The organism is Anaerohalosphaera lusitana (assembly GCF_002007645.1).
Lineage (GTDB): Bacteria > Planctomycetota > Phycisphaerae > Sedimentisphaerales > Anaerohalosphaeraceae > Anaerohalosphaera > Anaerohalosphaera lusitana.
Genome location: NZ_CP019791.1, coordinates 2657255 through 2683819, shown reverse-complemented (window position 1 = coordinate 2683819; position 26565 = coordinate 2657255). Strand labels below are relative to the sequence as shown.

Annotated in this window: 17 protein-coding genes and 1 tRNA gene; 8 read left to right on the top strand and 10 right to left on the bottom strand. The window is 50.3% G+C overall.

Annotated elements, in window-relative coordinates; genetic code table 11:
• Positions 1 to 17: 17 nt before the first annotated feature.
• From STSP2_RS10895 to STSP2_RS10870, 6 genes are all read right to left on the bottom strand, one after another.
• On the bottom strand, positions 18 to 3455 hold the full coding sequence (locus tag STSP2_RS10895) for a PA14 domain-containing protein (RefSeq protein WP_146662606.1): 3438 nt from the start codon (positions 3453 to 3455) through the stop codon (positions 18 to 20).
• Between the two features lie 161 nt (positions 3456 to 3616).
• Positions 3617 to 5518 (bottom strand): immunoglobulin domain-containing protein, encoded by a 1902-nt coding sequence (locus STSP2_RS10890; RefSeq protein ID WP_205847872.1) that lies wholly within the window; start codon positions 5516 to 5518, stop codon positions 3617 to 3619.
• A 112-nt stretch (positions 5519 to 5630) separates the two neighbouring features.
• The gene (locus STSP2_RS10885) at positions 5631 to 10343 is read right to left on the bottom strand and encodes a LamG-like jellyroll fold domain-containing protein (RefSeq protein ID WP_169853153.1); all 4713 of its coding nucleotides are present in this window, start codon (positions 10341 to 10343) and stop codon (positions 5631 to 5633) included.
• A gap of 62 nt (positions 10344 to 10405) precedes the next feature.
• The gene (locus STSP2_RS10880) at positions 10406 to 11161 is read right to left on the bottom strand and encodes a type II secretion system protein (protein WP_169853152.1); all 756 of its coding nucleotides are present in this window, start codon (positions 11159 to 11161) and stop codon (positions 10406 to 10408) included.
• 73 nt (positions 11162 to 11234) lie between these two features.
• Positions 11235 to 12863, bottom strand: coding sequence for an NPCBM/NEW2 domain-containing protein (locus tag STSP2_RS10875; RefSeq protein WP_146662598.1), 1629 nt, complete (start codon positions 12861 to 12863; stop codon positions 11235 to 11237).
• Complete coding sequence (locus STSP2_RS10870) at positions 12860 to 13396, bottom strand: sigma-70 family RNA polymerase sigma factor (protein WP_146662596.1); 537 nt, start codon at positions 13394 to 13396, stop codon at positions 12860 to 12862. The genes STSP2_RS10875 and STSP2_RS10870 overlap by 4 nt, the downstream gene beginning before the upstream one ends.
• A gap of 544 nt (positions 13397 to 13940) precedes the next feature.
• On the opposite strand from STSP2_RS10870, the gene STSP2_RS17840 reads away from it, so the two are divergent.
• Together STSP2_RS17840 and STSP2_RS17835 are read left to right on the top strand one after the other, a co-directional pair.
• Positions 13941 to 14450 carry a tyrosine-type recombinase/integrase gene (locus tag STSP2_RS17840; protein ID WP_250638151.1) on the top strand — a complete coding sequence of 170 codons (510 nt, stop codon included), beginning with the start codon at positions 13941 to 13943 and terminating at the stop codon, positions 14448 to 14450.
• Positions 14402 to 14911, top strand: coding sequence for a tyrosine-type recombinase/integrase (locus tag STSP2_RS17835; RefSeq protein ID WP_169853150.1), 510 nt, complete (start codon positions 14402 to 14404; stop codon positions 14909 to 14911). Before STSP2_RS17840 ends, STSP2_RS17835 begins: the two co-directional genes overlap by 49 nt.
• A gap of 20 nt (positions 14912 to 14931) precedes the next feature.
• Here STSP2_RS17835 and STSP2_RS10855 read toward each other — a convergent pair.
• The 4 genes from STSP2_RS10855 to dacB form a co-directional block, all read right to left on the bottom strand.
• Positions 14932 to 15004 (bottom strand) — tRNA-Ile (locus STSP2_RS10855).
• Positions 15005 to 15173: 169 nt separating this feature from the next.
• Positions 15174 to 16397: a glycoside hydrolase family protein gene (locus STSP2_RS10850; protein ID WP_146662591.1), complete on the bottom strand. Its 1224-nt coding sequence runs from the start codon at positions 16395 to 16397 to the stop codon at positions 15174 to 15176.
• Between the two features lie 97 nt (positions 16398 to 16494).
• A complete protein-coding gene (locus tag STSP2_RS10845) occupies positions 16495 to 19038 on the bottom strand; it encodes a sodium:solute symporter family protein (RefSeq protein ID WP_205847871.1) in 2544 nt (847 codons plus the stop codon).
• Positions 19039 to 19272: 234 nt separating this feature from the next.
• Entirely contained in the window at positions 19273 to 20691 is a 1419-nt protein-coding gene (dacB, locus tag STSP2_RS10840) for a D-alanyl-D-alanine carboxypeptidase/D-alanyl-D-alanine endopeptidase (RefSeq protein ID WP_146662589.1), read from the bottom strand.
• A 117-nt stretch (positions 20692 to 20808) separates the two neighbouring features.
• Here dacB and larC point away from each other — a divergent pair, with 117 nt between their 5' ends.
• From larC to STSP2_RS10810, 6 genes are all read left to right on the top strand, one after another.
• Positions 20809 to 21984, top strand: coding sequence for a nickel pincer cofactor biosynthesis protein LarC (gene larC / locus STSP2_RS10835; RefSeq protein WP_146662587.1), 1176 nt, complete (start codon positions 20809 to 20811; stop codon positions 21982 to 21984).
• 271 nt (positions 21985 to 22255) lie between these two features.
• A complete protein-coding gene (locus STSP2_RS10830; protein WP_146662585.1) occupies positions 22256 to 23191 on the top strand; it encodes a dihydroorotate dehydrogenase electron transfer subunit in 936 nt (311 codons plus the stop codon).
• A gap of 21 nt (positions 23192 to 23212) precedes the next feature.
• Complete coding sequence (locus tag STSP2_RS10825) at positions 23213 to 24145, top strand: dihydroorotate dehydrogenase (RefSeq protein WP_146662582.1); 933 nt, start codon at positions 23213 to 23215, stop codon at positions 24143 to 24145.
• 69 nt (positions 24146 to 24214) lie between these two features.
• Positions 24215 to 24514, top strand: coding sequence for a hypothetical protein (locus STSP2_RS10820; RefSeq protein ID WP_146662580.1), 300 nt, complete (start codon positions 24215 to 24217; stop codon positions 24512 to 24514).
• Entirely contained in the window at positions 24511 to 24822 is a 312-nt protein-coding gene (locus tag STSP2_RS10815) for a DUF167 domain-containing protein (protein ID WP_169853149.1), read from the top strand. The genes STSP2_RS10820 and STSP2_RS10815 overlap by 4 nt, the downstream gene beginning before the upstream one ends.
• Before the next feature lie 13 nt (positions 24823 to 24835).
• Positions 24836 to 26548, top strand: coding sequence for a tetratricopeptide repeat protein (locus STSP2_RS10810; RefSeq protein WP_146662575.1), 1713 nt, complete (start codon positions 24836 to 24838; stop codon positions 26546 to 26548).
• Positions 26549 to 26565 lie beyond the last annotated feature (17 nt).

Below are 26565 nucleotides of genomic sequence, written 5' to 3'. Positions count from 1 at the left end.
TTTCTGAACATAACATTTCACTCTAGTCGCTGGAAAGATTTGCCCTGATCGCTACTGATGAACAAGCCATTCGCAGCAGCGGCATAGATGGACGCACCATCGGCAGAGCGAAGACATGTTGGGTTTATTGGCGTTTCCAAAGGGCTCCCCTGCTGTCTGCGCCACTCGACCGACCAGTAATAGCCGATCCTGCCCAGGTACAAGTCTTCACCCTTGCTCGGAGTTGTCAGGATCCTGTTGCGGCCGTCCTCTGCCTTCCAGCTTGTGATGGCTGTGTACATTGCGTCGGGCTCGATCGCGTGGCGGTACTGGTGCAGATAAGCGCCAAGATTGTAACAATAGTAAACGCCGGTGTTCGTAGTGAGATATAGATACTGGCCACCCTCTGTAATGCCTTCAAATGCCACGTTCGTGATTTTCCAGGCGGGCTTTTCGGCAGCGATGCGGAAATCCTTACCGCCATTTGTTGAATAGTAGATCCTGCCGGGATTTTCATCCGTTGCGGCAGTTCCGACAATCAGCAGCCTCTGATTATACGGGCTGTATGCGACGATTGTCACGTGCTCGCCCTCCAGACCCGCACAGCTCCAACTCTGCCCTGCATTATCACTGAGGTACAGTCCCGAGGAAATGCCGGCTGCTGCAACCTGGTCACAATTATGCGGATTGAAACTGATCGTTTCGCCAAACAGTATGTCCTTGCCCTGTCCATCAAAACTGATCTCATCACTGACCTGCGTCCACGTTGAACCGGCATTGGTGCTCCGCCAGAGACCGCCCTTTTGGCCGTCACCTGCCCCCGCCAGCAATATGGACGAGTCAGCAGGCGAGATCGCAATTGACCTTACCGCGCCCGGTCCCCCCAGACGAGTCAGATTCTTGCCGCCGCTGCTGGACTTCAATATGCCTCTTTCAGCCGTTCTGACATAAACGGTTTGCGGTGCTGCGGGATCGCTCACTACACCAACGTACTGGCCTTTTTCAATTGCAGGTAAAGTATCGCTCGACAATGCAGTCTCGAACGTATTACCAGTGATGGTAATGTCTGTCAGTTTGCCGGAGAAGAGGGTTTTGTTGCGTCCGGGCGGTCTGGTGCCGAAGACCACACCCACACTCAGTTCGGGCAGATCGCGAACAAGTATGCGTTCGGCAACCTTGTCCCACTTGCTAGAGTTTTCCGACGTGTACGCGGTCCATACCCTGCCCTTGCGGCTGACGCGTATCCAGGGCTTGTCACGATCCAGCACCCATCGGCTGTGGCCGGACGTTTCGAGATCACGGTCGCACGCAGTCGACCTGATCCCGATCCCAGCGGTATCCCAGAGGCCGAAAGATGTTGCCTGGCTGAAAAGATTTTTGGTATTAGCACAGCCCAGCAATCCGATAAATGAATTGCCCGCGATTCCGTTAGCCTTTGTACTTCTGGCAATACTTTCAATGTTGGCGGTGATCGTAAAATCACCTACGATTTTTTTGTAAGCAAACAACGTACCGTCGCCGGTAACAGCTACCGAATCGTCGGTTGTAGAAACAGCCAGCGGCAGGTTCTGCTCGCCTGGGCTGACATACTGCCAGCTCTGCGAACGGCTGTCCTGCGAAACTACTACACTGACTGCCGAATCGATGGACTGATTCTCGTCATACCACAGCCGGCCCCAGACCTGCTGTTTGCCGGCCGGCAGAACAAATGTCGCGACTTGTTCAGGATCATCGACGACGCCCAGCCTGAGCGAACCCATGAAAACTTCCAGCTTTGAAAACCTGTGGCCCTTCAAGCTGTAAACTTGTTTAAGCGACAGCCTGTTGCCGTTGCTGATCGCAGGTATTAGCTCGATAGAGGGCGTCGAATCCGCAGGCCTGGACGCAAAATCAGAAGCACCTAGCTTCCGCTTTTCGAGCGAAGGTCCTTCCCACTGAACATCGATCTTATCGGGCAGCCCCATCGGATGACTCGCCCGGAAGTAGTCCAGGTTAAACCGATGCGCACCTTTCTCGAGGAAAGTGTGAGCAAGGTGCGTAACGGCAGAATGGATGCCGTCGTTGTCCGCAACGACCTTGTCGCCGATCTTCAATACGCTGCCATCACAGGTTCGCAGATCGAACAGGTAAACGCCTGTTTGCGGCACCTTGATATAGCCTTTGTAATTAAACGCGTAAGAATTATGGCGACCTTCGGTCACTGAGTCATCGATAGAATTGACGATGCCCTGCTTGGCCGGCATAAGTCTTGAAAAATCAGGAATGGACTGCCAATCGCCTTCATAATAGCTGTACTTCAGGCCGGGCCGCAGATCGGAAACAGGCTCGGATTCCTGCAGCTCAGCATTGGCAATCGGCATCACGACTTCTCTGGGCCGATCAAATATATCGTACACGGTTAGCTTGACGCTCACCGGTTTGCTTTGCAAATCGAACCTTTCCAGATCGATGTGCGGCATTGCTTTTTCGACACTCGCAAGCAAATCACCTTTGGCCTGCGGCTGCGAATAAACCTCGATTCTATAACCCAATTGAGGAACACCATTACCAGAAACATCCCAATTGACCGCCAACTGACCGTTGCGAACCTTTGCAGAATAGCTCTTTATCTTGAGCTGTCCGAGAGAGGGCTTGTCCGGCTGATTTGTAAGTTTGAAAATGCGATTGCCGTCTTTGACGACCGCATCAGGTTCAAAGTCTTCAGGCAAAGGGTGTTCAAAGCGAAATGCGGTACCGTCTTCAATCACGTGCCAGGTCGAGTTGTAATGCTCTTTCTGGCTAATCGTATCTAGCTTTTCCCACTTGCCGTCAAGCCTTTGATATGCCAGTCTCCTGTCGATCACGCGCCGGCCAGTTCCGCCAGTAGCCTCGACAAAACAGGAAGCACCCGTAAAGCCTGTCACCTTTGCCGGGATGCTGACAACGCCCACCAGACGCCATTTGCCGTTAGCAACGTCTTCGATCCACCAGCCCATGTAACCTTTGCTTTCGGGCTGATCGGTGTCTGACCAGGCCCGCATGACCATACTATACCATTGATTTGTTTTGAGAAATGACAGCTTGCCGCTGTGGATGCCAGCCTCTGTGCCTTCGCCCGCCATCGTGCCGCCGGTGAACGGATCACCCAAAGCGACAATCCGCGTCCTGTCGCCATTGTAATGCTCGCTGGGCCAGAAGGACCAGACTTCGTGACGATGAGCTGCTTCTGTTTCTTCCGGCGTCGCGTCTTCGCCTTTGCCGTAAGTTGCGATTCCGCCGTAGAAGTAACCGCCCTTTGGATACGGTGACGAGTTCCAGAACGCAAAGTAAGTGCCAACGGGCCAGTAAGGCCAGCGGGCCTGAAACATCATTACATCTGCCTCTCGATCAACGCCGAACCCGTACCAGGTTGCCTGCAAATTTCCGCTAATAGATAAAACAATAATTGCAACAAAAAGAAATGCTGTTATAACCCCGTTCTGTCTGTTCTCTACCATACCCAATCCGTTTTGAAAGTTCTAACTCGCTACGTCCCCATGCGGCCGTTCATTTCTCAAAAGAGCCACCTTTTGTCACAACTCTGTTCACAGCAATTAAAGAAAACCGACCCGCCAAAATGACAGGCCGGTTTCAAATCAAGCTAGTAGCTAATATATGCTTAGTACATCAACTCGCTGTTTAGCCAGTTACCGGCTATAACAGCGAAATCGTCAAGATTCACCTGGCAGTCACCATTGAGGTCACCTATAAGCGTCTCTGCATTGATGTCTGTGCAAATATTCAGGCCGGTTACGTCGTAATAAATCTGAGCAACTTCTTCGCCAGTCAATGGATAGTTGTAGATTTGAACGTCATCGACATGGTAACCATTCAGATACCACCAGCCGCCCTGGTTCAGCACGCTCGAAGCACCGATCCTTACTACATTCGGAGTTGCAGCAGCATTCAGTGTAATCGTGCTAGTGTTCCTGCTGACTGCGGCAACGTCCGCACCGTCATTCTGGTAAACACCGAATGTTCTGAGCTCACCTGCTGCGGGATCATAGGTCATAACAGCAAGCCGCCACTGTCCGGCATTGTCGCCCAGAATGGCGGTTGGGCCAGATCCTGTGTTGGCGTAAGTGTAGCCGCCGTCATGGGCACAAATTTCGTACTCAGGTGCTTTCGAAAAGACTCTCATATAGCTGTCGCTGTCACCATCAGCTACATTCTTAACCCAGGCTGTCACTGTCAAGCCGCTCGTGTGGAACTGGAAAGACTCTTCACTTCCGGGAATGTCTACAAAAGCAGTACCGTCAAATGCGATAGCTCCGTTTGCCGTACCGTCCATACCTTCGACATAGGTTGCCAGAGTATCATCGAGGTCGCCTGAGTCATTAGCGTAATCGCCATTCCATGTACCCAGACTGTCAGCAAGGCTGCCGTTAAAGGCCCATTGCGCAACCAGACGTTTTGCCATAAGTACAGCCGATTCGGACTGAGCAGTCTCTGTCGAGAGTGAATTAGATACAACGCAGTAGTAATTGCCTTCGTCCGCCGCCACAAAGTTGGCGATCGTCAGCGTTGCTGTATCGGCGCCTGAGATGTCGCCGCTGTTAGTCAGCGGAGTCGCCTGGCCCTCTTTGTACCACTCGAAGAACTCGAGGTTTGTACCGGTTACCGTAAACTGAGCAGTTTCTCCAGTGCCAACCACTGCGGTCTTCGGGCTGATGTCTGTGATAACAGGAGAGGGTGCAACTACCTCGAAACTCCACAGTGGACCTGCGGCGTCATTTGGGTCGCTGCTGACCGGAACAACCTGCCAGTAGTAAGTAGTGCTATAGTCCAGAAGTCCGCCCGACGGAGTTGGATCGACTGTAGTGCCCGTCTGATTGCTCACAATCTTGGTTATGTCATAGCTGGGACTGGATTGGTTAGGATCGGTACCGAAGTAGACATCGTAACCTGAGATATTGGTTTCGTCATACACGGCCCATTCGAGGATGGTATCCCGTGCAACACCAGTCTGGCCGTCTGCAGGGCTGACAGGCTCAACCGGGATGAATGGATCATTGAAACGAGCCTCTGCAATGCCTGCCCAGTCAGCGTGTCCATAATTCGAGCTGACCGTAATCCTTGCGTACTGTGCAGTTACAGGTGCGAAACGAAATACCTGTGCAGGTTCAGCATTTGAACTGATCGCCTTTTGTGCTACGAAAGCAACCTCGCCGGAGAAGGTCGTACCATCATCGGAAAACGAAACGGAGAAGTCCTTTGCGCCGCGATCGTAATAATCTCCCCCAGCGTCACCGGTCCAGTTCCAAAGTACGAGATTTCTCAGCTCAACAGGACTTCCGAAATCATAAGTCGCCGAATGAGGAAGACTACCAGCATTGAACAGCCAGCCGTCAGTTCCATACCAGTTATGATCATAATAATCCTTGTAACTAGTTACATCACCGGTAATAAGGCCTTCCACACTGTAAAGACCCGAACCGCTGACAGACACCGGATCGTCCCAGGCCTGAGCCGGCAGACTGATGAGCATCAGTCCCAGAACAGCAACCAACAACATTTTCATTTTACCTGTCTTCATCATACCTTCCTTTCAATTAATGAAATAAAAAACTTCGTTGAATTCTCAAAAACAATCACCAGTCTTCATTACCTCCATTAACAAATAATCTAATCTATTACTGAGCCAACCAGGTCTGAGCTAAGACAGCTAAGTCACTCAAATCGACGCTGCTGTTACCGTCCAGATCAGCTCCATCGCAGGAACCGCAATCTAAAGCGAGCCAGTTAGAAGCGAGCACTTGCAGATCCGTCATTTTGCCTTCCTTGATAAGTCTGTCATATAGTTTGCCAACTTCTTTCGAGGACAGTGCCTTGCTGCAGATACGAATATCATCGATTTGCCCATTGAAAGAATTGCCTGCCGAAACGCCTATGTTTGCCGACAGGTTTCTGATGTCCCCATGGTCCGCACCTTTCATCACACCGTCAATGAATATGAAACCGTATCTGCCATCACGAACAGCAACCAAATGATGCCACTGGCCGTCATTAACTGTGTCGTACGTTGAGAAATTGAACTGGTAGGCATTGTCACCGTAGATCATGAAATTCACGGTACCGTTGCTGTTGATATTCAATACATATTCACCATTGTAACCGCCCACTCGCTGCTGAACGACTGTTTGAGCGGTAGCGGATGAGGTCTTAACCCAGGCAGCAACAGAGAAATCGACCTGGCCCTCAAGTGATGGAGTAGTACTGAACAGGACAGAGTCGTCGCCGTCAAACATTAACGCTCCGCCGATCTTGCCAGCCGTCCATGACGCACCATCTACGGTTCCGTCGGCAGTACCCACTGAATCTTCGGCAGTTGTACCGTCGCTATCGTCCAGCCTCCAACGGTGAATAGTGCCGTACTCATCGAGGACATTCACAACGACGTTCCCGACCGCCGATGCAGAACCGCTTGCTACGGTATAGGTGAAGGTATCCTTGCCGCTGTACTCCGGGGTACTGTGATAGGTCAGTGTTCCGTCGTTGTTATCAGTAACTGTGCCGTTTGCAGGCTGAGTGAAATCTGAAATCACCAGGCTCCCGCCGCTTAGGTGACTGTCGTTGGCAAGTACATCGATCACAGTATTCGTACCGGGATTCACAACCGCAGAATCATCGACCGCCATTACAGAATTAGTTTGTACGCCTGTAACACGTCCATCGGCATCCAGCGTAAAATCATACACTCTATCTTCGACTGTAATCTTCGTTATGTACCCACTGTCATTCCGTTCCAGGTAAGCATAAGAGATGTCATAGGTCGCTCGCGGATAGGGGTCGGATGTACCGCGTGTGTTGTACATGACCACTTTGTTCAGCCCCGCTGATACGAAATCGAAGAAAGTTACAACTTCATTGACGATCGATATCATGTGACCGACATTTTCCTTTTCTTGGCGGTAACGGTCTATAGATGCGACCAGTCGGCCTTCGGAATGCGGCCAGTGCAGATTTGCCTGAGTAGCAAGAGACTCCTGGGGACTATTCAAAAACCAGCCGATACCCCCGCGTGTAAATGTCAGGGAGCTCCATGCACTCCCCGGCCCGGTTGCCCAGTAAGCATCCCAGTCATCCTGCCAGTTCGCTCCGACACCGTCCCAGTAGCCATTATCATAAAAATGCTGTTTAGTTGCGGTCCAGTCCATCCAGCCGTTATCTCCGGCAATGACATCAGGACCCGCACAGTAAACAAGCATCTGGCCCCATCGGCGATACAGGTCTTTGTTTGGCCGAGAGGCAACGTAACCATCGAGAGAATGGCACACTTCATGAGCCATGACCAGGGTGAAATAATCGCCATTGTAGGCGAGGTCTCCGAAGACAGTTGCGATAGGTTCTCGCAGATCCGCAGCATACTCGGTAGTATCCCATCCGGTTTCGCTGCCAAATGTATTCTTTCCGCTTGTAAAAGTATTGACAGTAGCACCGCCGCCCCAATCAAAGTAAGCATCTATGCTTAAAAGCGAGTCCGGAAATGCTTCCCTGGGATGGTAAGACATAAAGTCACGGATCGACTCCAACTGCCCCTGTGAACACCGCTGATTGTCGCCGACGTTCAGACCGGTTTTCAAATAGATCTCACGCTTGAGACCAATAAGGCCGAGGGCATCAGCGACGTTTACCCTGTGTGTCGGTGTGTCTGGCAGCATGTGGTGCATGGTCATCAGATTCTGACCCGCAATGCTGGGAACATGATGATAGTAGTCAGTATCGAGCGGTTGATCGAGTTGCAGGAAAGCATACTTCTGGACGTGGGCGGCCATCTGGTCGAATATCGTCTGACGCTGATCGAGAGTAGAAGACAGCATGTGGGTAATGATGCCCTGCTCGGCAATCCTAACTTCTTGCAGCAACGCCTGATCATTCGCTTCCAGTGCCAGGCCCAGGTCAGCAGGATGTGCATCATATATCGCCTCGAGGTCAGCTATGTAATCGGCAACCGTTTTCCCAACGCCATAAGCGATGTAGATATTGTCGGATGCATGACCGCCAATCAGGATGTCGTAAACGTCGTCGCCATTAAAATCTGCAAAGTCAACTATAGCTCCGTCAGTTGAACCATTGATATTAGCGGATGTTCCGCTTGAATCTGTAATAACTAGCGAACCGTTTGTCCCCAGCCCCGTCTGCAAAGATGAATCAAACCAGTAGTTGATGGAACCCCAGTTTATCCCGCGAATCAGATCGGGCATGTTGTTGCGGGTCAGGTCGAAATATCTTGGGTAAAGGTTGTAACTGGCTGACTCTAGGACAGCATATTGGCTGGCGTCGTATGCGGCATTTGCGGCAGAACCGGCATTCAAATAGACTCGCATCGTACCGGAAAAGGTGCCAGTGAAAATATCTAATCTGCCGTCACTATCCCAGTCACCCAGATCAAAACGAATGTCTGGTGACACAAAGTCGCCGCCTCCAACATCCTGAACAAATGTCGCAGTTGTGTAGACAGGAATTTGACCCGAAACAGACGTATTGCGATAAACTCGTATCTTTCTTGAATAATCGACCGCAACCAGATCATCCACCCCATCACCAGTCATATCAGCAAGGGCAATAGCAACGCTGCCGGAAAGCGAAATATCCGCCCCGTTGGCCTGTAGCTTGACAGCAGCAGCAAAGATGGGCGAAGCCGATGTGCCGATATTTTCATAGAGCCATACAGAGCCGCCATGTCCTAAGAGCAGGTCATTGTCGCCGTCACTTTCCCAGTCAATGACCCTGGGAACCCGCATTCCTGACAAACTTATATCTGTTCCGTCAGCCTGAATGGCCTGGAAATCGGTGAAATTAGTTGTGCGTTTCTGTCCATCAGCTTGCCCAGGTTCGCGAACATCGACGTAAACATCAGCCATTTCAAAACCGCCGTTGCCGTCCGAGACATAAGCATAAAATTGATCCTGACCGACGAAGCCTGCATTCGCGGTGTAGTCAAACGTGCCATCTCCATTGTAGCTTATCGTGCCGTTTGAAGGGCTCGTATAACCTTCCACAGAAAGCGTGTCGACTTCCGGATCGTATGCGTGAAACAGAACACTGCTTGTCGAACAGGTTCTGTCATTTACTATCTCAGTCTCACTTTCCCATACCTTAGGAGCATGGTTATTCATGTTCAACTGTATCGCTGCTTCATCGAGGACGCTATCAAAGACGTACACCTGGTCCAGCCGTCCCTGAAAATAGTGATCCGACCCGCTAGTGTTCTCAATCCGACCAATGCTGCTGAAGGAAGCAGTAACAGCACCAGCCTCCGCAGTTCCCGTGGATGAAAGCTCACCGTCAACATACAGCGAACAATCACCCGTGACAGCGTCTCTGACTATCGCAATATGGTGCCACTTATCGTCATTTATTGCATCAGCTGATCGCGCCGCAACGGTAGCCCCCACTGACAAAGCTATTCGCCCCTGATCATCGATCCACCCCCATTGGGTACCGTTCGCACCATCAACCACACCTGTCAAGCCTGGGCTTGAAGAGCCTGCCGTCGAACCGGTCTGAGTCGTTTTAGTCCAGAACAGTAGAGACGCAGATCCTCCCAGGGTGGTAGACAGTTCGGTGGGGATGGACAAGTATTCTTCCGTGCCGTCAAATTCCAAGCCTGTAAACTGCCTGCCGCTGACCCAGTTAGAGCTGTCCATGTTTACCAGCTCAGCATCCGCGCCGCTGCCGTAGTCTTTCGTAATAGTTGCATCGGTGACGGACCCAAACGGATCATCGTGCCAGTCCGGACCTTCGTCAAAGTTCCAGTGGTAAACCATGCTGGAACGTACAATTGTCGGATCATTGAAACGCAGTTCTCCAATGCCCGCCCAATCACTATCACCATGGTTGGATAAAATAGTGATCTTAGCATAACGTGCCACCGTTGGATCAAATGCAAAGGCCTGTGCAGGCTCCGAATTTGAAGAGATTGCCTCAGAAGCAGTGAAAACGGTTTCGCCAGTAAAAATTGCACCGTCATCTGAAAACGAAACACTGAACTCGCGCACACCGCGATCCGTCTCCACCGACCAGTCTCCGCTCCAGTTCCAAAGTACAAGGTTGCGCAGTTCGATCGGGCTGCCAAAATCATAAATCGCATTTGTAGGCATATAGCTAGCACCGAACAACCATCCATCGTTACCATAGTAATTTGCATCGTAACTATCTCTGTAACTGGCAACACTGCCGTCAATCAAGCCGTCAACACCGTAGTACTGACTGGAGGCAGTAACCGACACCGGATCGTCCCAGGCCTGCGTGGATGAACAGAACAGACATAAAATAAGAAACAAACTCAGATGTAAATTCATCTTCAAAACATAATCCTTCAAAAAATGAGCACCCATTTTCATCACATTTCTCCAGAAGCAAACAACATATTTGCTGCACACACATTCCTGCCACATCTTAACCTTTACGGCTGGTAAATCGGACTGCCGTCGTCCCTGGTTTTCTCTTTGACAGTATCAAATTCCTTGTGCCATTTCAGCGACCACAATTCGCTGAAATCTACCGGCCTCTGCGAACCATCCGCAAAGCCCAAATTCGTATGATCTTTATGCCGGTTGGTTATGAAAACGCACATATTCCCGCCGTATCGCTCCGTCGGATCATCCAGGTTGTAATCATCCGGAACATAATCAGTATCGTCTACGATGGAGTCAATCCATATGCCATCTGCAAAAATGGGAACATTGCCCGGTCGACGGGTATCGTCCAGGCTTCTATAATTACGCGTTTCGTCAGCCCCGAAACGTCCCGACGAATAAAACCAGGTATTGATCGTATAACTGCCCTGCTCAGGTTCTTCCATGCCATCATAAAACCACACCCATGCTTCTCTGGGGCCTCCCCAACTGCTCCCGGCCGGTGTATCTTTGCGAATCTTGGTAGAGGGACAATATCTCACCTCGTCCATTTCGCCCGAGTACGCCCCAAGTTTGTTCACCCACAATGCATTTCCAAAAGAGTAAGGCGGCATTTTTCCATCATTGTTCTGTGCATACATCAAGGATGCGAGCTGGATATTTTTCAGATTGGTCCGGCAGATCACATCCTTTGCCTTTTCTTTGACCATACCAAGGGCGGGCATCATTATGGCCAGCAAAAGCGCAATAATCGAGATCACCACGAGAAGTTCAATCAATGTGAATCCTTTAGCCTTGAACATTTTGACATCCTCTAAAATTTTGTTTTGCTGCTTAATTACAACAAACTGTCCCATCGCAATCACCATCAAAAGATCACTCTCGCCGTTCAGCGTCCAAAACAAGCACAGGCTCGGCAAACATTGCCCAGTCGGAAGGCTGACCGTCACCGGCATCAGTTGTTATTAACGTCAGGAAGCGATCATCAGGCGACAAATCAATGTCCACTTCAGCGATCTCTTGTTGCGCTGGAATTAGCTTGTGGAATTTTTTTTCACCGTCCACCAGAACGTAGAAACCAACTGAACTTCTTACCGTATCATCCCTGTCAGCAACTCCACAAAGACTTTTGAACCCGGAAATTCCCAAGCTTCCAATTTCAGTTCGTATATTGTTAAGATCAAACGTGACACCAAGGTTTGCATGCATAGATATCGCAGGATTTGATTCAGTCTCGTAGTCAAGGCCGTTAAGCGTCATCATTTTATCATCCTCACTGGTTCCCTGTGGCATACCATAGCTGACCGAAGTGTAAACATATCCCGAGGTTTGCGGGCAATCGTAAAACACAAGACCTGTAGAACTTATCTGAGTTTCGCCGTTAGGCACGAAAACTCCGTCGATCAAATTATTCTTGTCGACCAAAACATATGCTGACCCTTCCTCCAGCCCAGGCTTAATTTTACTCTTTGGATGCGGTACGCCGTGTCTTAACCTGCCCCCGCCAAATCCCTTACCACCTCCGACAATATCGGCAAGGTTCAGGTTTCTGCCGTCCCATATAAAATTACTCTGCGAATCTATCTTTCTAACAAAAGCAGAGTCATCTATTTCCATTTCAACTACATTCCCTGTAGCATAATCAACCTGGCTTGCAGAGCCTGCCTTTAGATTGCGGGTGTTTTTGGCCTCGCCTCGCCCGGCTATAAGGAAAGTTTCTCCTTTATAAACGTGCAGTTCACTGGTTCCATCCTGCCCTACCGCAACACCGAACTCTGTACCAAGGTCGACAACCCTGCTTGCGGGGGTACTCACTGAAAAACCAACCGCCTCAGGTGGGACATAAGCATAAGCTTTTCCTCGATTAACCGTAATCTCTCGCTCACTGTCGAGGATTATGTTGGCTGGGGCCTCAAGAGTGACTATAGCACCTTCGTTGAATTCAATCTCGGCGTATCCTCGGACCAGTGTCAGCTCGCCTTCTCTAAGCGTATTACCAACCGATAAACCGTCGAATCCTTCCCATTCGGCGTCTATCGAATCCGTCAAGACTGCGATATCCGGTTGAGGAGACGTAAACAAGATCATCACCATAAAAAGCATGATCGCGCTTAACGAAGCAGCAAGCGTGTAGACAGCAAGCCGCGACACAGTTCGCCTGGACTTGAAATGTATTCGTGATACCGGCCTTACTTGTCTAACAGTCTTTTCTGTCTGCTTGTCCGACTTTTCTAAAACAACGGCAGGAGCGATCTGCTCTTCCTCAGCCAGGGCCTGCCATAAATCACGGTCAAAAACCCTGTCCGCTTCCTGAAGTCCCAGAATACCCTCGCTATCGTCCAACCCCACATACGTCAGTACTATCTCTGTATAGTACTCCATGGCCAAAGGACTGGTCTCAAGCAATCCCTCAAGGCACTTCAACCCTTTTTCATCCAGCGTCCCATTCAACGATCGGAGGGTCAGATCAGAGACCTTGTACATCAATTTTGGATCAGCTCTCATGAAACCTCCTCAAGCCTCAAGGTCCGGCGGACACACAAAGCCAACCTGGAATGGATTGTCGCCATCATGCGATGAAGGCCGGATGGCTGTTTCCCTGTCCGTGCTGACATCTCTTTGAATGTCAACTGATCCTCATACCGCATTTTGAGCAAAAACACTTCCTTTTTGGACAATTTGCCAAGACACTGCCGCAGAACATCTACATGCTCGTGCAATCTTTCAACTTTTGTACTGGCAACTGAAGCAAGCAAGTCACTGACCCTGGAGCTGAACATCAGTTTGGAATTTTTCTTCCTTTTGTGAAATGCAAGCACCTTATACTTGGCTATTGTCACCGCCCAGGCAGTGAAATCGGTACCGGGCTGAAAATCGCCGAATTTGTTCCACATCTCACAGATAGTTTCCTGAAAAATGTCATCAGCATCTGTCTTGTTTGGCACCAACATCAGGATGAAGGCCTGGACCTTTCGCTGATTAGGCACCAATAAGGCAACAAATTGTTCCGAATTAGTTTTTTGGCTATCATTATTCATTTAGTATTTCCATTGCTCACCTGTCTATTACTGATGAAGGCACAATATTCACAAAGAAATATAAATAACACTCACATTTAACTATGCTACAGTAGGTTAATGGACTGCCGTAACCTTGTTTATCTCTCAGCCTATAGGATAAAAGCTAATAGAATGTGATAGTCGATATGTGGCACAACTTTTAGCTTATCCGCATTTTATTGCATTTCAAGGCCATACCTGTCACCTAAAGTGATAATACTGGTCACAATGTGATATAAGACTCCAAAGAAGCTCAAGATGTAATCACCCAGAGCTTATCGTTAATAGCAGATCGGGTACAAGAGACGGCAAAAGTTTTACATATTATCTCATTTACATCGATGAAGATGGCAAACGCAGACAGAAATCTCTCGGCCATGCAACCAAGCGAAAGGCTGAACAGGAAAGGGCCAGACTCGAACGTCACTTGAGAATGGGAGATCGTCAATCGCTTCCGATGAAACTGATGGAACTGTTTGAGGACTACGAGACCCGGACTCAAAGTCAGGTAAAGGAAAGCAGCATGCTGATAGCAAAAAGCGCGATGAAAACCCTGGTCAAAGCTGTGGGAGACATTGACTACCGGTCTGTCCGTCACGAACATGGCGAACGCCTGGTGCAGTACTGCCTTGATGACGGGCAAACGCCTGCAACTGCAGCCAAGAAGATCCGGCACATCAAGCGGATATTTCAGCTCTGCGTACAGCGGGGCCAGCTTGACGATAATCCCTTCAGGTGGGTCAAAACGCCGAAATACAGTCCGCAGTCGATCAATGTACTCGACAGCGATGCGATAATCGCGTTGCTCAGGGCAGCGAACAGTTTTGTCGAATGTCGCACACTGGATTGGGATCTGTTGCTCCGCATGGCGCTGGGTACTGCCATGAGAAGAGGCGAGTTGTTGAATCTGACATGGTCGGATATCGACACGAACGCCAAAACCGCCACAGTCCCCCCGAAAGCCGATACAGACTCTACCTGGGCATGGGGGCATGGACACCAAAAGACGCCGAGAGACGCAACCTGCCTCTAACTGAGGAGCTTGTAACGCTGCTGGGGACTGCACGTGAAGAGAGTCCCGATGGGCTGCCATATGTGTTCATATCGCAAGAACGTTATGCGACGATTCAGCAGAAGCGTGCTGGCAGTGACTGGTCGCAGACAGATGGGACCAGCCCCTTGAACAACTTTGACAGACAATGGCGGCGAATCTGCAAGCAGGCGGACATCGAGGGCACAACCTTCCACGATCTGCGCAGGACGTGTCTGACGAACTGGCTGAGGTCAGGGCTGAGTGAACTGGACGTGATGAACATGGCAGGTCATTCAAGTTTTGAGACCACCAGGAAGTTCTATCTGGCGGTTTCTGACGACCTTGTGGACCGTACCAGGCGTGCAAGTAAGCAGGCTCTGCAGCAGTTTTCAGTTGCAAATCTGTTGCACACCCCTGTTTTGAGAGAAAACGAAAAAAGCCAGTCACGCATAAGTGCTTGACTGGCCTAGAGTTACATTTATGGGCCCGCAGGGATTCGAACCCCGGACCAAGGGATTATGAGTCCCCTGCTCTAACCGCTGAGCTACGGGCCCTTTGTCAACAAGTGTCCAATACGAGGGTACAAACACAGCCAACAGGGTTTGCTAATATACCCAAATTGCAGGCAAACGCAAACAAGTTTTTCCCAAAAATCCCCCACAAAAATTACATTTCGGACTTCTGCAATTCCATCCCAATCGTACTTCCAAATGGGGCCACAAATCAATATCTGACTCGTAAAACATGACTGATCGTTCCGTTGCCGCCCTTGATATTGAATCCACTGGGCATATACAAGTACGCTGGTCTCCCGTCGATCATCAAAACCTGAGGTCGTTCGAATTTTAACTGTCCACCATAGATGCGTTTTGCTTGAGAGCGGTCTTCACTTGGCAAATAATTCGCGAAAAGATCAAAGCCCGGCCTTGGTATGGATTCAAAATTCTCACCATCATCCGAAACCCAGAGCAGCCCGCCGCCTCTTTTGAGCATGCCGTGATTATCCGTAGTCAGCAGGTATATCTTGCCGCCAGAAGCGAACGCATACCCATCCTCAATCGCCCTATCGTTAGCAGTTATCGGCTTGCGTTTTTGTACATAAGGCCCCTCCAGCTTATCTGCGATCGCAAGCCCCATCTTAGTACCGCCTCTGTTGCCTGGCCTGGACTTGAAGAACAGGAAAAACCGCCCATCCGGGTGTTGCAGAAACGCCGGGTTGTTCACTCCGCAACCTGAACCATAATTCCAATAGCTCTCATCCTCCGGAGGCGCAAGTATCAGCCCATCCTCGCCAACCTTTTGCCAGGGTCCATAAGGCGAATCGGCCGTAGCCATGCCAATGCATTGATTCGCCGGATGCCCCTCCAATCCTGTATTACTGATATAAAGCAGAACGTACTTATCGCACACGCGGTGTATAGCAGGATTGTGCACACCGGTCTTGTCCCACGTATCTTTGCCCGTACCGCTCAAAGCAACATCGGAAAACTTGAACGGCCCTTCAGGACCATCGCCGACATAATGAGCGATCTGCGACGCTATTCGCCAGCCGGGATCAAACCTTGCAGAGATCGGCCATCTCGCACAGAACAGATGCACCTTGCCATCATCCGCCATCACGGGCGACGTCCCCCATACATGCCAGCCCGGTTCTTCGACCGCAACTCCGAGATACTCAAGCTTATCCGCGAAAGTATTCGGATCAAATGCCGGACTCACCTTAGAGCTGGCATCGTCAGATTCACTGCTACAATGCGGGTATGAATTTTGATCTGCCGACACATCACGAACGGAACTATCGTCTGACTGCGCAACTAGGCCAGACGATATGGTACTCTTGCCGGCAAATCGCCTTACCTCCCTATCAAACTCAAACGCATCATCCGCCAAAAGGCAGCCGAAAATACCTAGAAATACAATCAGCCCGCACACCCTATGGTTCGACATAACTTAACCCTTTACATGCAAAAAATAGCGGGACCGGCACACAAGTCCGATCCCGCCATCAACTTTCTGTATAATCAGGCAGTACCTGAAATGGTCGTTATGCTTCCTGCTTATCTACTTCGAACTTCATCTTGCCGAAGCTCTTGAACAGAATGATCGTCGATATGATTGTCACAACAAGCAGCACTGTGCCCCATACGACGTTGCCGTATACATAGTTACCAACGGAGAACAGGCATGAGTAGATCGCCACGCAGCCAAGGAATACACAAAGTATCTGCAGTGGCAGCTTCCAGTCGCCAACTGCGTTGACCTCGTCGATCTCCACACCGTCCTTACGAGCATCTTCCACGACCTTCTTCCAGCCGGGACCGCCCGGATGACATAGCTTGTAGAAGCTTCGCAGCGTTTCCTTATCTACTGCCGGAGTAACGAACGTCGCTATGATCCACGAAATGGAAACTACTATTACGACAAACAGCAGCTTTACAGAGAATACGAGTCCTTCTATCGCGGAGTCGTATACATAGACGCTGCCGTTCTTTATGACAGCTTTGACGCCGTCGCCGTGGCCCTTGACAAATTTCTGGAACGATTCGCCCCACGCCGGCATCTCAGTATCAGCTTGAGCAATAGCTGTCGTCTGGCCATAATCTGCGAAATACCTGTCATAATCCTTGCGAGCCTGAGCCGCATCTTTCTGAGCCTGCTTGTAAGCGTCACGAGCTTCTACAAGAACAGGTGCGTCCCAGTCATCAACCGAGAACAAGGCTTCCTCGTATTTGTCTTCAGCGACAGCAAGTTTAGCGTTTGCGTCTGTGTACGCATCCTGCAGTTGCTCGAACTTGCCGGTCACCTCTGCATAGGTAGCTTCGTCTTTTTTAAGCTGCTCTTCGATCTCACTTGCGGGTTTGACCGAATAGTCATAATTGAAACCGCCTGCCGCCTTTACAAGTGCCATTGTGGTATGCTCAGACTTGTGTGCCTGTTGAGCATCCAGGGCCTCATCATATCTGTATCTTGCACGGTCCCTGGCAAGCTTGCTTTCTTCACGAGCGTCACGCCATATTTCGACCTTTTTCTCGACATCAGCTTTGAGCTCGGCGGTTTTCTCGTTTGATTCATCAACAGTCGTCGAGATATCACCAGCCAGGTCAGTGTCCTGGATCGCCATAACCTGGTCTTCGACTACAGAATTATCTACGTACCACTTGAGTGTACCTTCGTCACCAACGCCCAGCACAACCCAGCAAGCGAGTATCGTTGCAACTACCATCGCCGCGATCTCACTCCAGGCGTTGATCCGCCACCAGAACCAGCGGAGCAGATAAATAGCACCGGTACCGGCACCGGAAAGAAGCAGGATCTGGAACGCGCTCACTGCATCCTGCAGGAAGGTCAAAGCAAACGTCGCCGCGATGACCATCAGAAGAATGGTGCACAGCCGGCCAACCAATACGAGCTCTTTCTCGCTCGCTTCAGGCCTTACAAAACGCTTGTACCAGTCATTGACCACATAAGAAGAACCCCAGTTCAGATGCGTACCGATCGTGGACATATAAGCTGCGATCAGAGATGCAACCACGACGCCCAGGAAACCGGGCCCGAGACGTGAGATCATCACTGGATACGCGATATCTGCCTTGAGATAAGTCGGATCGATATCAGGGAACTGCGCCTTAATATCTGCAAGCGTCGGATAGCAGGCTATCGAAGCAAGACCCACTACGATCCAGGGCCAGGGCCTTATTGCATAGTGCATGAAGTTGAAGAACAGTGTTGCACCCATCGCATGTTTTTCGTTTTTCGCTGAAAGCATACGTTGAGCAATGTAGCCGCCGCCACCGGGCTCAGCACCCGGATACCAGACCGCCCACCACTGTACTGCGACCGGGATAAGCAGCAGCGGAACCCACTCCAGCCAGTTATCGAAGTTGGGTGCCCAGCTAAGCTTGCCCTCTACACCCGGAGCAGTAAGCAGATTACTGAGCCCATTAACTTCAGGCTGATTTACTGCAACATATGCCGCGTAGACAGCACCGACCATTGCGATCGAATACTGGAAGAAATCCGCCCAGAGACAGCTCTTGATACCACCGGCGGTAGCATAGATGACCACGCCAATCGAGCCGCATACCACTGCCACCCACGGGTCCACGCCGAAAATAACCTGTCCGATCTTGATCGCAGCCAGCGTAACGGTACCCATGATCAGACAGTTAAACAGCACACCAAGGTACAGCGAGCGGAAGCCGCGAATGACAGCAGCACTCTTGCCGCTGTAACGCATCTCGTAGAATTCGAGGTCTGTCATAACCTTGGAACGGCGCCAGAGCTGTGCATAGATGAATACGGTAACCATACCGGTGATCAGGAACGCCCACCAGCCCCAGTTAGCCGCCACACCCTGCTCACGTACAAAACCTGTCACCAGGTTAGGCGTATCGCAACTGAACGTGCACGCCACCATTGACACACCAAGCAGCCACCAGGGCATGCTTCGCCCGCCAAGGAAAAACTCCGCAGAACTCTTGCCTGCTGTCCGCGACACGATAAGACCGATCATGATGATCACAACGAAAAACAGGCCTATGATCACCAGGTCGAGCCCGTTCAACATTCCTATTGCACCTAAAGTCATTGAGCAACTCCTTTTGAATATTGGACACATCCTCACTGCATATATGCAGAAAAACCGCATAACAGTCATTCATGAACATGGTGTTCGGAAGCATCGGGTGCGGAAGTGAAATGCAAAAAATCTATCGCTGACCGCGTTCTCCGTCCGAACAAAGCGACAAAATAGCCGAATTTGGCGTAAACAGCAAACCATTTTTCGGCAAATTATTCAGGTAATTCAACGGTTTTCAAGTGCTTAACCAGCATTATCAACGATAACCTCTGATATGTCGTTGATCGCGCGGCGGACGTAGCTGCTGCCGCCCTCCGTAAGGATACTGAATAGGAAATCACCGTTCTCGGTTTCGACCACGCCAGAAAATGCCCTGACGCCTCTTATGTAGCCGGTCTTGCCGACGATCTTTCCCTTGTATTTTGCTTGTCGGAAATACTTTCGTATCGTTCCGTCGACACCCCCTACAGCGAGCGTCTGGCGAAAGTAGTTCCAACGTCCTCGCTGGCGTATATTCTCGAGGACTGATACAATGGCGTTCGTGCTTATGCGATTTTCCCTGCTCAGCCCGCAGCCGTCATCCAGGACAAACTCTGATCCGTCAATGCCCAGGCTGTTAAGGTATCGACCTATCAGAACAAGCCCGTGTTCCCATTCACCATTTACCTTGCCTGTGGTATTCTCCGCTGAGATCGTCTTGACAAGTGATTCAGCGGCCATATTAAGACTATCTTTGTTGCATCGCTTGAGAACGTCCAGTAAAGGGGTTCTGTATTCTGCAACGATCTCAATTTCCGGGTCTCGCTTGCAGTATTTTTCATAGATCGAACCGCGAACGTCTATGCCCGCCTCCTCGAGCTTTTTCTTGAGAACCGCGCCGAAAAACAGTGCAGGCCGCTCTATCGCGACATCAAAACCCGTACTCGTTCTGCATCGGCCTTTGACATACAGCTTGTTGGGGATATTGCAACGGTATGCGCCGGCCGCACTGCTGCCGCTGCTGGTCGCCTTCACCTGGTTGATCAGATCAAGATAATTACTGACGGGGTCTACATTTATGTAAACTCTTGACGATTTGCGGGAGACCGTCATACGCACACAGTTATTGCTGTAGCTAAGACCGCTTACCTCGGCCGCATAACTGCGATTTAGCTGGTCCACGGGCCACTTTGGGTGAACCCGGTTATCGTCAAAAAAGGTGCTGTCAAGAATGATATCGTTCACGGACTCGATACTGCGTTCCTTGATCCGCTTGACCATGTCATCGACCACCCAGTCGGGGTCCTTGTCATAGCTTCTCGCTAATTCGCGGTCACCAAGCAGCGGGTCCCCACCCCCGACTACCACAACATTCGACCCGGCCATACACAACCTGGTCCTGAATTCGTACTCAGGCCCGAGATAATGCAGGGCAGCCGCTGTCGTAACCAGCTTCATATTCGAAGCCGGAGTCATCGGCTCTTCACTGTTCTGCTCATAAAGCAGCCCACCGCTGTCGGCATCAACTATCTTGATCGCAAAATCGACCCCGCTGCAATGCTTTCGGTTGAGGATTTGCGTGATCTGCGAATTAACTCCGGCATAAGTGGCCGAAGCCAAAGCAAAGATCAGAACAAAAAACGCCCGCCGACTAAACTTTTCTTTTTGAATCCGTTCAAACATAGCCAATTTTTTATCATGAAGAACAGCAGAATTCAATAGCTTGCCTTTCTTTAATCTTGAAACTGCCTGAAACTAGTGCATAATTCAACAAAATACTTATTCTCAGGATAAAGTTTTATGAAGATCGCATATTTAGATTGCTTCGCAGGCGCCGCCGGCGACATGTTCACATCGTCAATGCTGCATGCAGGTGCAGATAAAGAATCTCTGATAGATAAGCTCCAAAGTCTGAAACTGCCCGACCTGCAGATACAGATAACCGAAGTCATGCGGTCAGGCATCTCGTGCTGCCATTTCAAACCCACAGCCTCTGAAGAACAACCTCACAGGCACCTGCCTGATATTGTAAACATAATTGAGCAAAGTGACATATCAGAGCGTGCCAAAAAGGACGCGGTCTCGATTTTCGAGATACTTGCAGATGCCGAGGCCAAAGTACACAATAAAACCCGCGAGACAATCCACTTTCACGAAGTCGGGGCCGTTGATTCCATCGTCGATATCATCAGTGCATGCGTTTGCGTGGACCTGCTGGGCATAGAAAAAGTCATCTGCAGTCCGGTTACTGTCGGCTTCGGAATGACGAAATGCGCACACGGCCAAATGCCGGTTCCCGCACCGGCTACTGCGGAGATACTTCAAAAAGCTTCCGTACCCACTCGCCCCGGCCCGGTCGAGGCTGAAATGCTCACACCCACCGGCGCAGCTATAATCGCCCATTTTGTCACCGAATTCGGTCCGCCCCCACAAATGGCAATAGAAAATATCGGTTACGGAGCAGGTACCGCCGATCATGAAAAGCTCCCAAACGCACTTCGCATAATGATTGGCTGCATCGACCAACCAAAAGAAACAGACACCGATACGATTTGCCTTCTGGAGACCAATATTGATGATCTTACAGGGGAACAGATCGGCGATATTTGTGAGGTTTTGCTGGATAACGGTGCTTTGGACGTGTTTACGACGCCTATATATATGAAAAAGAGCCGACCGGCTGTAATGTTATCGGTCATATGTGAGCCGGATTGTGAGCAGAATCTGACCGCAATCATGTTCAGTCATGGCATTACGCTCGGGATAAGAAGGCAAGCACTCCAGAGAAGCATCCTGAAACGCCGTTTTGTTGAAGTTGATACGGAATTCGGCACGATACCTGTCAAAATCGCCGAATTTGGAGGCTGCGTTGTGACAGCCAAGCCAGAATTCGACAAATGCCGACAGGCTGCTGATAAATTCAAGGTAACGACTAAGCAGGTCGAAATAGCCGTCATGCGTGATCTTCATATATAGCGACGCCAGCTCCTGCACTATAAACCCTGCAAATATAGGACTTTATAAAAATTTACGCCTTTTTATCCTTTTTCAAAAGCAGCATTATTGACAACCAAACAACCTGTTGCTATACTGACTTTAGCTGTGGAGGACAAATGTCTTATCCACTACATCAAATTAGATTTTTGCGGCTTCTTCTTTGCCGTGGCGCACTTCCGGAATATCGTGGATGACTATTCCGGAAGTTTTTTTATGACCTGAGACACTAGACGGTTTTGGAAGCAGAAATATGGGAAACGGTTGTAATCATAAACACACGATCTTCACCGCTCACGTTCTCGAAAGCATAGAGATCGGTCCGTTGTACCACAGAACGACTTTCCAACTGGACGAAGTTGGTTCAAAGGCCTTCGCAGACGCAGTTCCCGGCCAGTTCGCCGAACTGGATCTTACCGCCGTATCGCTTCCGCCGCTAGAAAAGATACCGCCTAAGCTTGTCGATGCCTGCAAGCGAAACATTATACTCAGACGCCCTTTCAGCTTTGCAGATATCCGCAAGGACAATCCCGGCGCGATAGAGATAGACATACTTTTTTGCGTGCTCGGCCCTGCAACCGTGAGGATGACAAGCCTGCGACCCGGAGATTCGGTTTCAGTAATTGGACCTTTGGGCAACGGTTTCAGCGTGCCGGAAGGCACCAAAAACGCCCTTTTGGTCGCCGGAGGCATGGGTGCCCCGCCTTTGCAGCACCTCGGATTTTACCTTCGCGAAAACTTCCCGGATATGAACGTTGTAGCGTTTGCCGGGGCAAAATCAAAGGAGGACCTCCCCTACCAGTTGCTTGAAGCCCCGGAGAGGGACACCGAGCTGGCTGAGTTCTCAAGATGTGACGTACCCGCCCATATCGCCACCGATGACGGGTCGATCGGTATGAAGGGATTTGTGACCCAGGCTTTGGAGAACTGGATCCGTACCAACGATCCCAAATCCGGAAGCACTGTAATATACACCTGCGGCCCGGAACCGATGCTGGCTCAGGTCGCAAAAATCGCGATTTCACATGATTTGCCCTGCCAGGTCTCCATGGAACGCAGGATGGCATGCGGTATCGGCCTTTGCCAGAGTTGTGCGATTGAAGTCCGTACTCCCGCCTCAGAAGAAACAGTCTACAAGCTCTGCTGCAAGGACGGGCCGATCTTTGACGCGCGGGAACTGGTATTTTAGAACTTTACAAAAGTCGGAAAAATGAGGAAAAACTTGGACATTTCTGTGGATTTTGCAGGCATAAACCTGAAAAACCCGGTGTTTACCGCCTCGGGAACTTGCGGGTATGCGGATGAGCTTTCACCCTTTATGGACGTTGCCGCACTGGGCGGATTCATCACAAAAAGCATTTCCCTGCAGCCTCGAAAAGGCAACCCCACGCCTCGTATAGTCGAGACTGATGCGGGCATGCTCAATGCGATCGGCCTGGCAAATATCGGCCTGGACCGCTTTCTAGACGAAAAAATTCCGCTGATCGAGGAGCTTGACACGGCGGTTTTCGTGAATCTGGCGGGCCAGACAATAGATGACTATGTCGCGGTGACGGAAAAGCTGGCAAAAATTGATGCCATCGCGGGTTTTGAGCTCAATATCAGTTGTCCTAACGTCAAAAAAGGCGGCATAACGTTCGGCACCGACCCCGAACAGATCGAAAACATAACAAAACATGTTAAAAAGGTAGCTGGAAACAAGCCGCTGATGGTCAAACTCACTCCCACCGTCACAGATATTTCGGTTACCGCCCAGGCAGCTATCGACGGCGGCGCGGACGCTTTGAGCCTTGTGAATACGTTCACAGCAATGGCGATCGACATTGAAACCCGCCGCCCCGTTCTGGCAAACCGCACCGGCGGACTTTCCGGCCCGGCCATCAAGCCGATCGCAGTTTATCTGGTGAATAAAGTGTATAATGAAGTCGCAAAACCGGCCGGCATACCGCTAATGGGTCTTGGCGGAATCACAACAGCATCGGACGCGATAGAGTTCATACTTGCAGGCGCCACAACTGTTGCCGTCGGTACTGCTTCTTTCCCGAATCCTGCAGCTTCTGCTCAGATCGTTGAGGGCATAGAGAATTACTGCGTTGAACACGGCATTTCCAGTGTAAAAGAGTTGACAGGCGCCTTGAATTAGCCTCCGCGTTAAGCTATCATAGTCAGGACCTGACTCCCAAAAGCAGTATTCACTTTGCGAGAGACCTAAATGGATGTCCTGAAAGCACTTTACGAGTTTTTCCCGACTGCTGTCTATACCGGCAAGTGCCTTGTATTCGTCAGCGATGAATGGCGGGTTGAACTTACCAAGCATACCAACACGGATTACAGCAATATCAACTGTTCTCTGCCTATGGTCCGGGTAAAGATCTATAAAAAAGCCCTAAACGGTGAATTCGCGCCGGGCCATTACGAGGATTTCCAGCTCGATTCGGTAGGCGAGCTTGCAAATCAGATCGAAAGGTACATCCAGTTTGCCATTGGGGGGAGTTTGAGGGAGAACGCGTGAATGGGCGGCTGAACATAACATCACAGGCCGACGGGGTGCATTTTACCGTTAAAGTGGTGCCCGGCTCCAGTAAAACAGACCTGGCCGGGATACTTGGTGACATGATCAAGGTCAAGGTTGCCGCTCCTCCTGAGAAAGGCAAGGCCAACAAATGCCTGACCGAGTTCATTGCTAAGCTTTTCGGTATCAGAAAAACGGACGTTTCCGTAGTGGCCGGCCAGACAAACCCTGTAAAACAGCTTTGCGTTTCCGGGATTTCTGCCGATAAGGTAGTTGAGACCTTTAAATCATGCGGAATTAGTTATTGATCCGGAGTGACAAATGAGAAGATTTTTATATGCGTTTCTCATACTGACGACTTTGACCTTGTGTCAAAATGCGGCGAATGCGGCTGGAACCCTGGCAAATTCACGCAAAGACGGCCTGCGTACTTATTCCATCGAGCGTACACTCAGACTCGATGACGATGAGATAGACATAGGAACTGCGGCGCTCGCTCTTTCGCGTGAGTGGGGAACGAGGAAACTGGTCAACTCTTACAGGCGTGAAATAGATGACATTGCAGAAGACATCCTCGATCTGATGGAGGATGCCCACGTACCAGCGGATGAGCGGGCTATTCCAGTCATAAACAAGCATCTTTTCAAGACGCTAAAGATAAAGGCAGTACCTACCGCAGATGATCCGGAAGACCTGTTTCTTCATTCTGTGATCGAGAAAAAACGCGGATATTGCTTGAGTCTTTCGGTGCTCTACATGGCGGTGGCTGAGCGAATCGGCATGCCTGTTTACGGGGTGGTTGTGCCGGGCCATTTCTTCGTTCGCTATGACGACGGCCGAACCCGCATCAACATTGAGACAACCAGCGGCGGAGCTACGGCGACTGACGGTCACTATCGCGAGAAATTCAAAGTTCCCGAAGACGAAAATACCATATATTTGCGTAACCTGAGCAATGTCGAAACACTTGGGTGTTTTTTCAATAACCTGGGCAATTCGTACCTGAACGTGGGCGAGGTGGAAAACGCTCAGTGGGCACTGGAGAACGCCGTTTCCATAGCTCCTGACCTTGCGGAAGGACATACAAATCTGGGCAACATTTACCTCGAAAAGGGCTGGCCGGGACATGCGATGGAGCAGTACCGCATAGCTCTTGATATACTGCCCACCGACGCACGGACCTATATAAATTACGGTCACGCGCTGGTCGCGGACAGCTATGACAATCGTGCAATTGAGCTTTACAATACCGCGCTGGAGATCGACCCTTCATCAACGGCCGCCTTGCAAGGCCTTGCGAGCACCTACTATAAAAAGGGTATGGTATCTACCGCGATTGAAAAACTGCAGGCTGCCTCAGCAATAAATCCGGATAGTGCGGACATACACTCACAACTGGGCGAATTCTATCGGCAGGACAATAAGCTTAATTCCGCTTTGTTTCATTACCGCAAAGCTGTACGGCTCGACAATGAACACTTCAAGTCCGTGCTTGGCCTGGGGATGACCTGGCTGGATGCGAACGACCTGAATAACGCACTGTCTGAGCTTCGCAAAGCAGCCGCGATCAAGCCGGACAGTGTGGACGCTCATATGGCACTGGGGCTGGTATTTGCAAGACTGGGACGGACTCAGGACGAAGCAGCAGCATACCGCAAAGTTCTTGGCATAGACCCTTCAAACGTATCAGCCTGGGCCAGCCTTGGAAACGCCTACATGAAGACAGAGCAGTATCCGCGGGCCGCCGAGTCATACAGAAGTGCCCTGGAAATACACCCGCAAAACGCCAACATCATATACAATCTCGGCGTAACTTACTCCAAGCTCGAGGACCATGAGTCTGCTGCGGACTGTTATTTGGATTCACTGAGGATAGATCCGGAGCTGGCTGAGGCACACTTCAACCTTGCTGTGAGCTTCTATCGACTTGCAAACTACGAACAAGCCATCGCCCATGCACTCAATGCTAAGGAGCTGGGCTACAACATTCCTGAAGATTTCGTAAAAAATATGAGGTCGAGAGTAAACCAGTAATTTGAAAGGGAACCTGC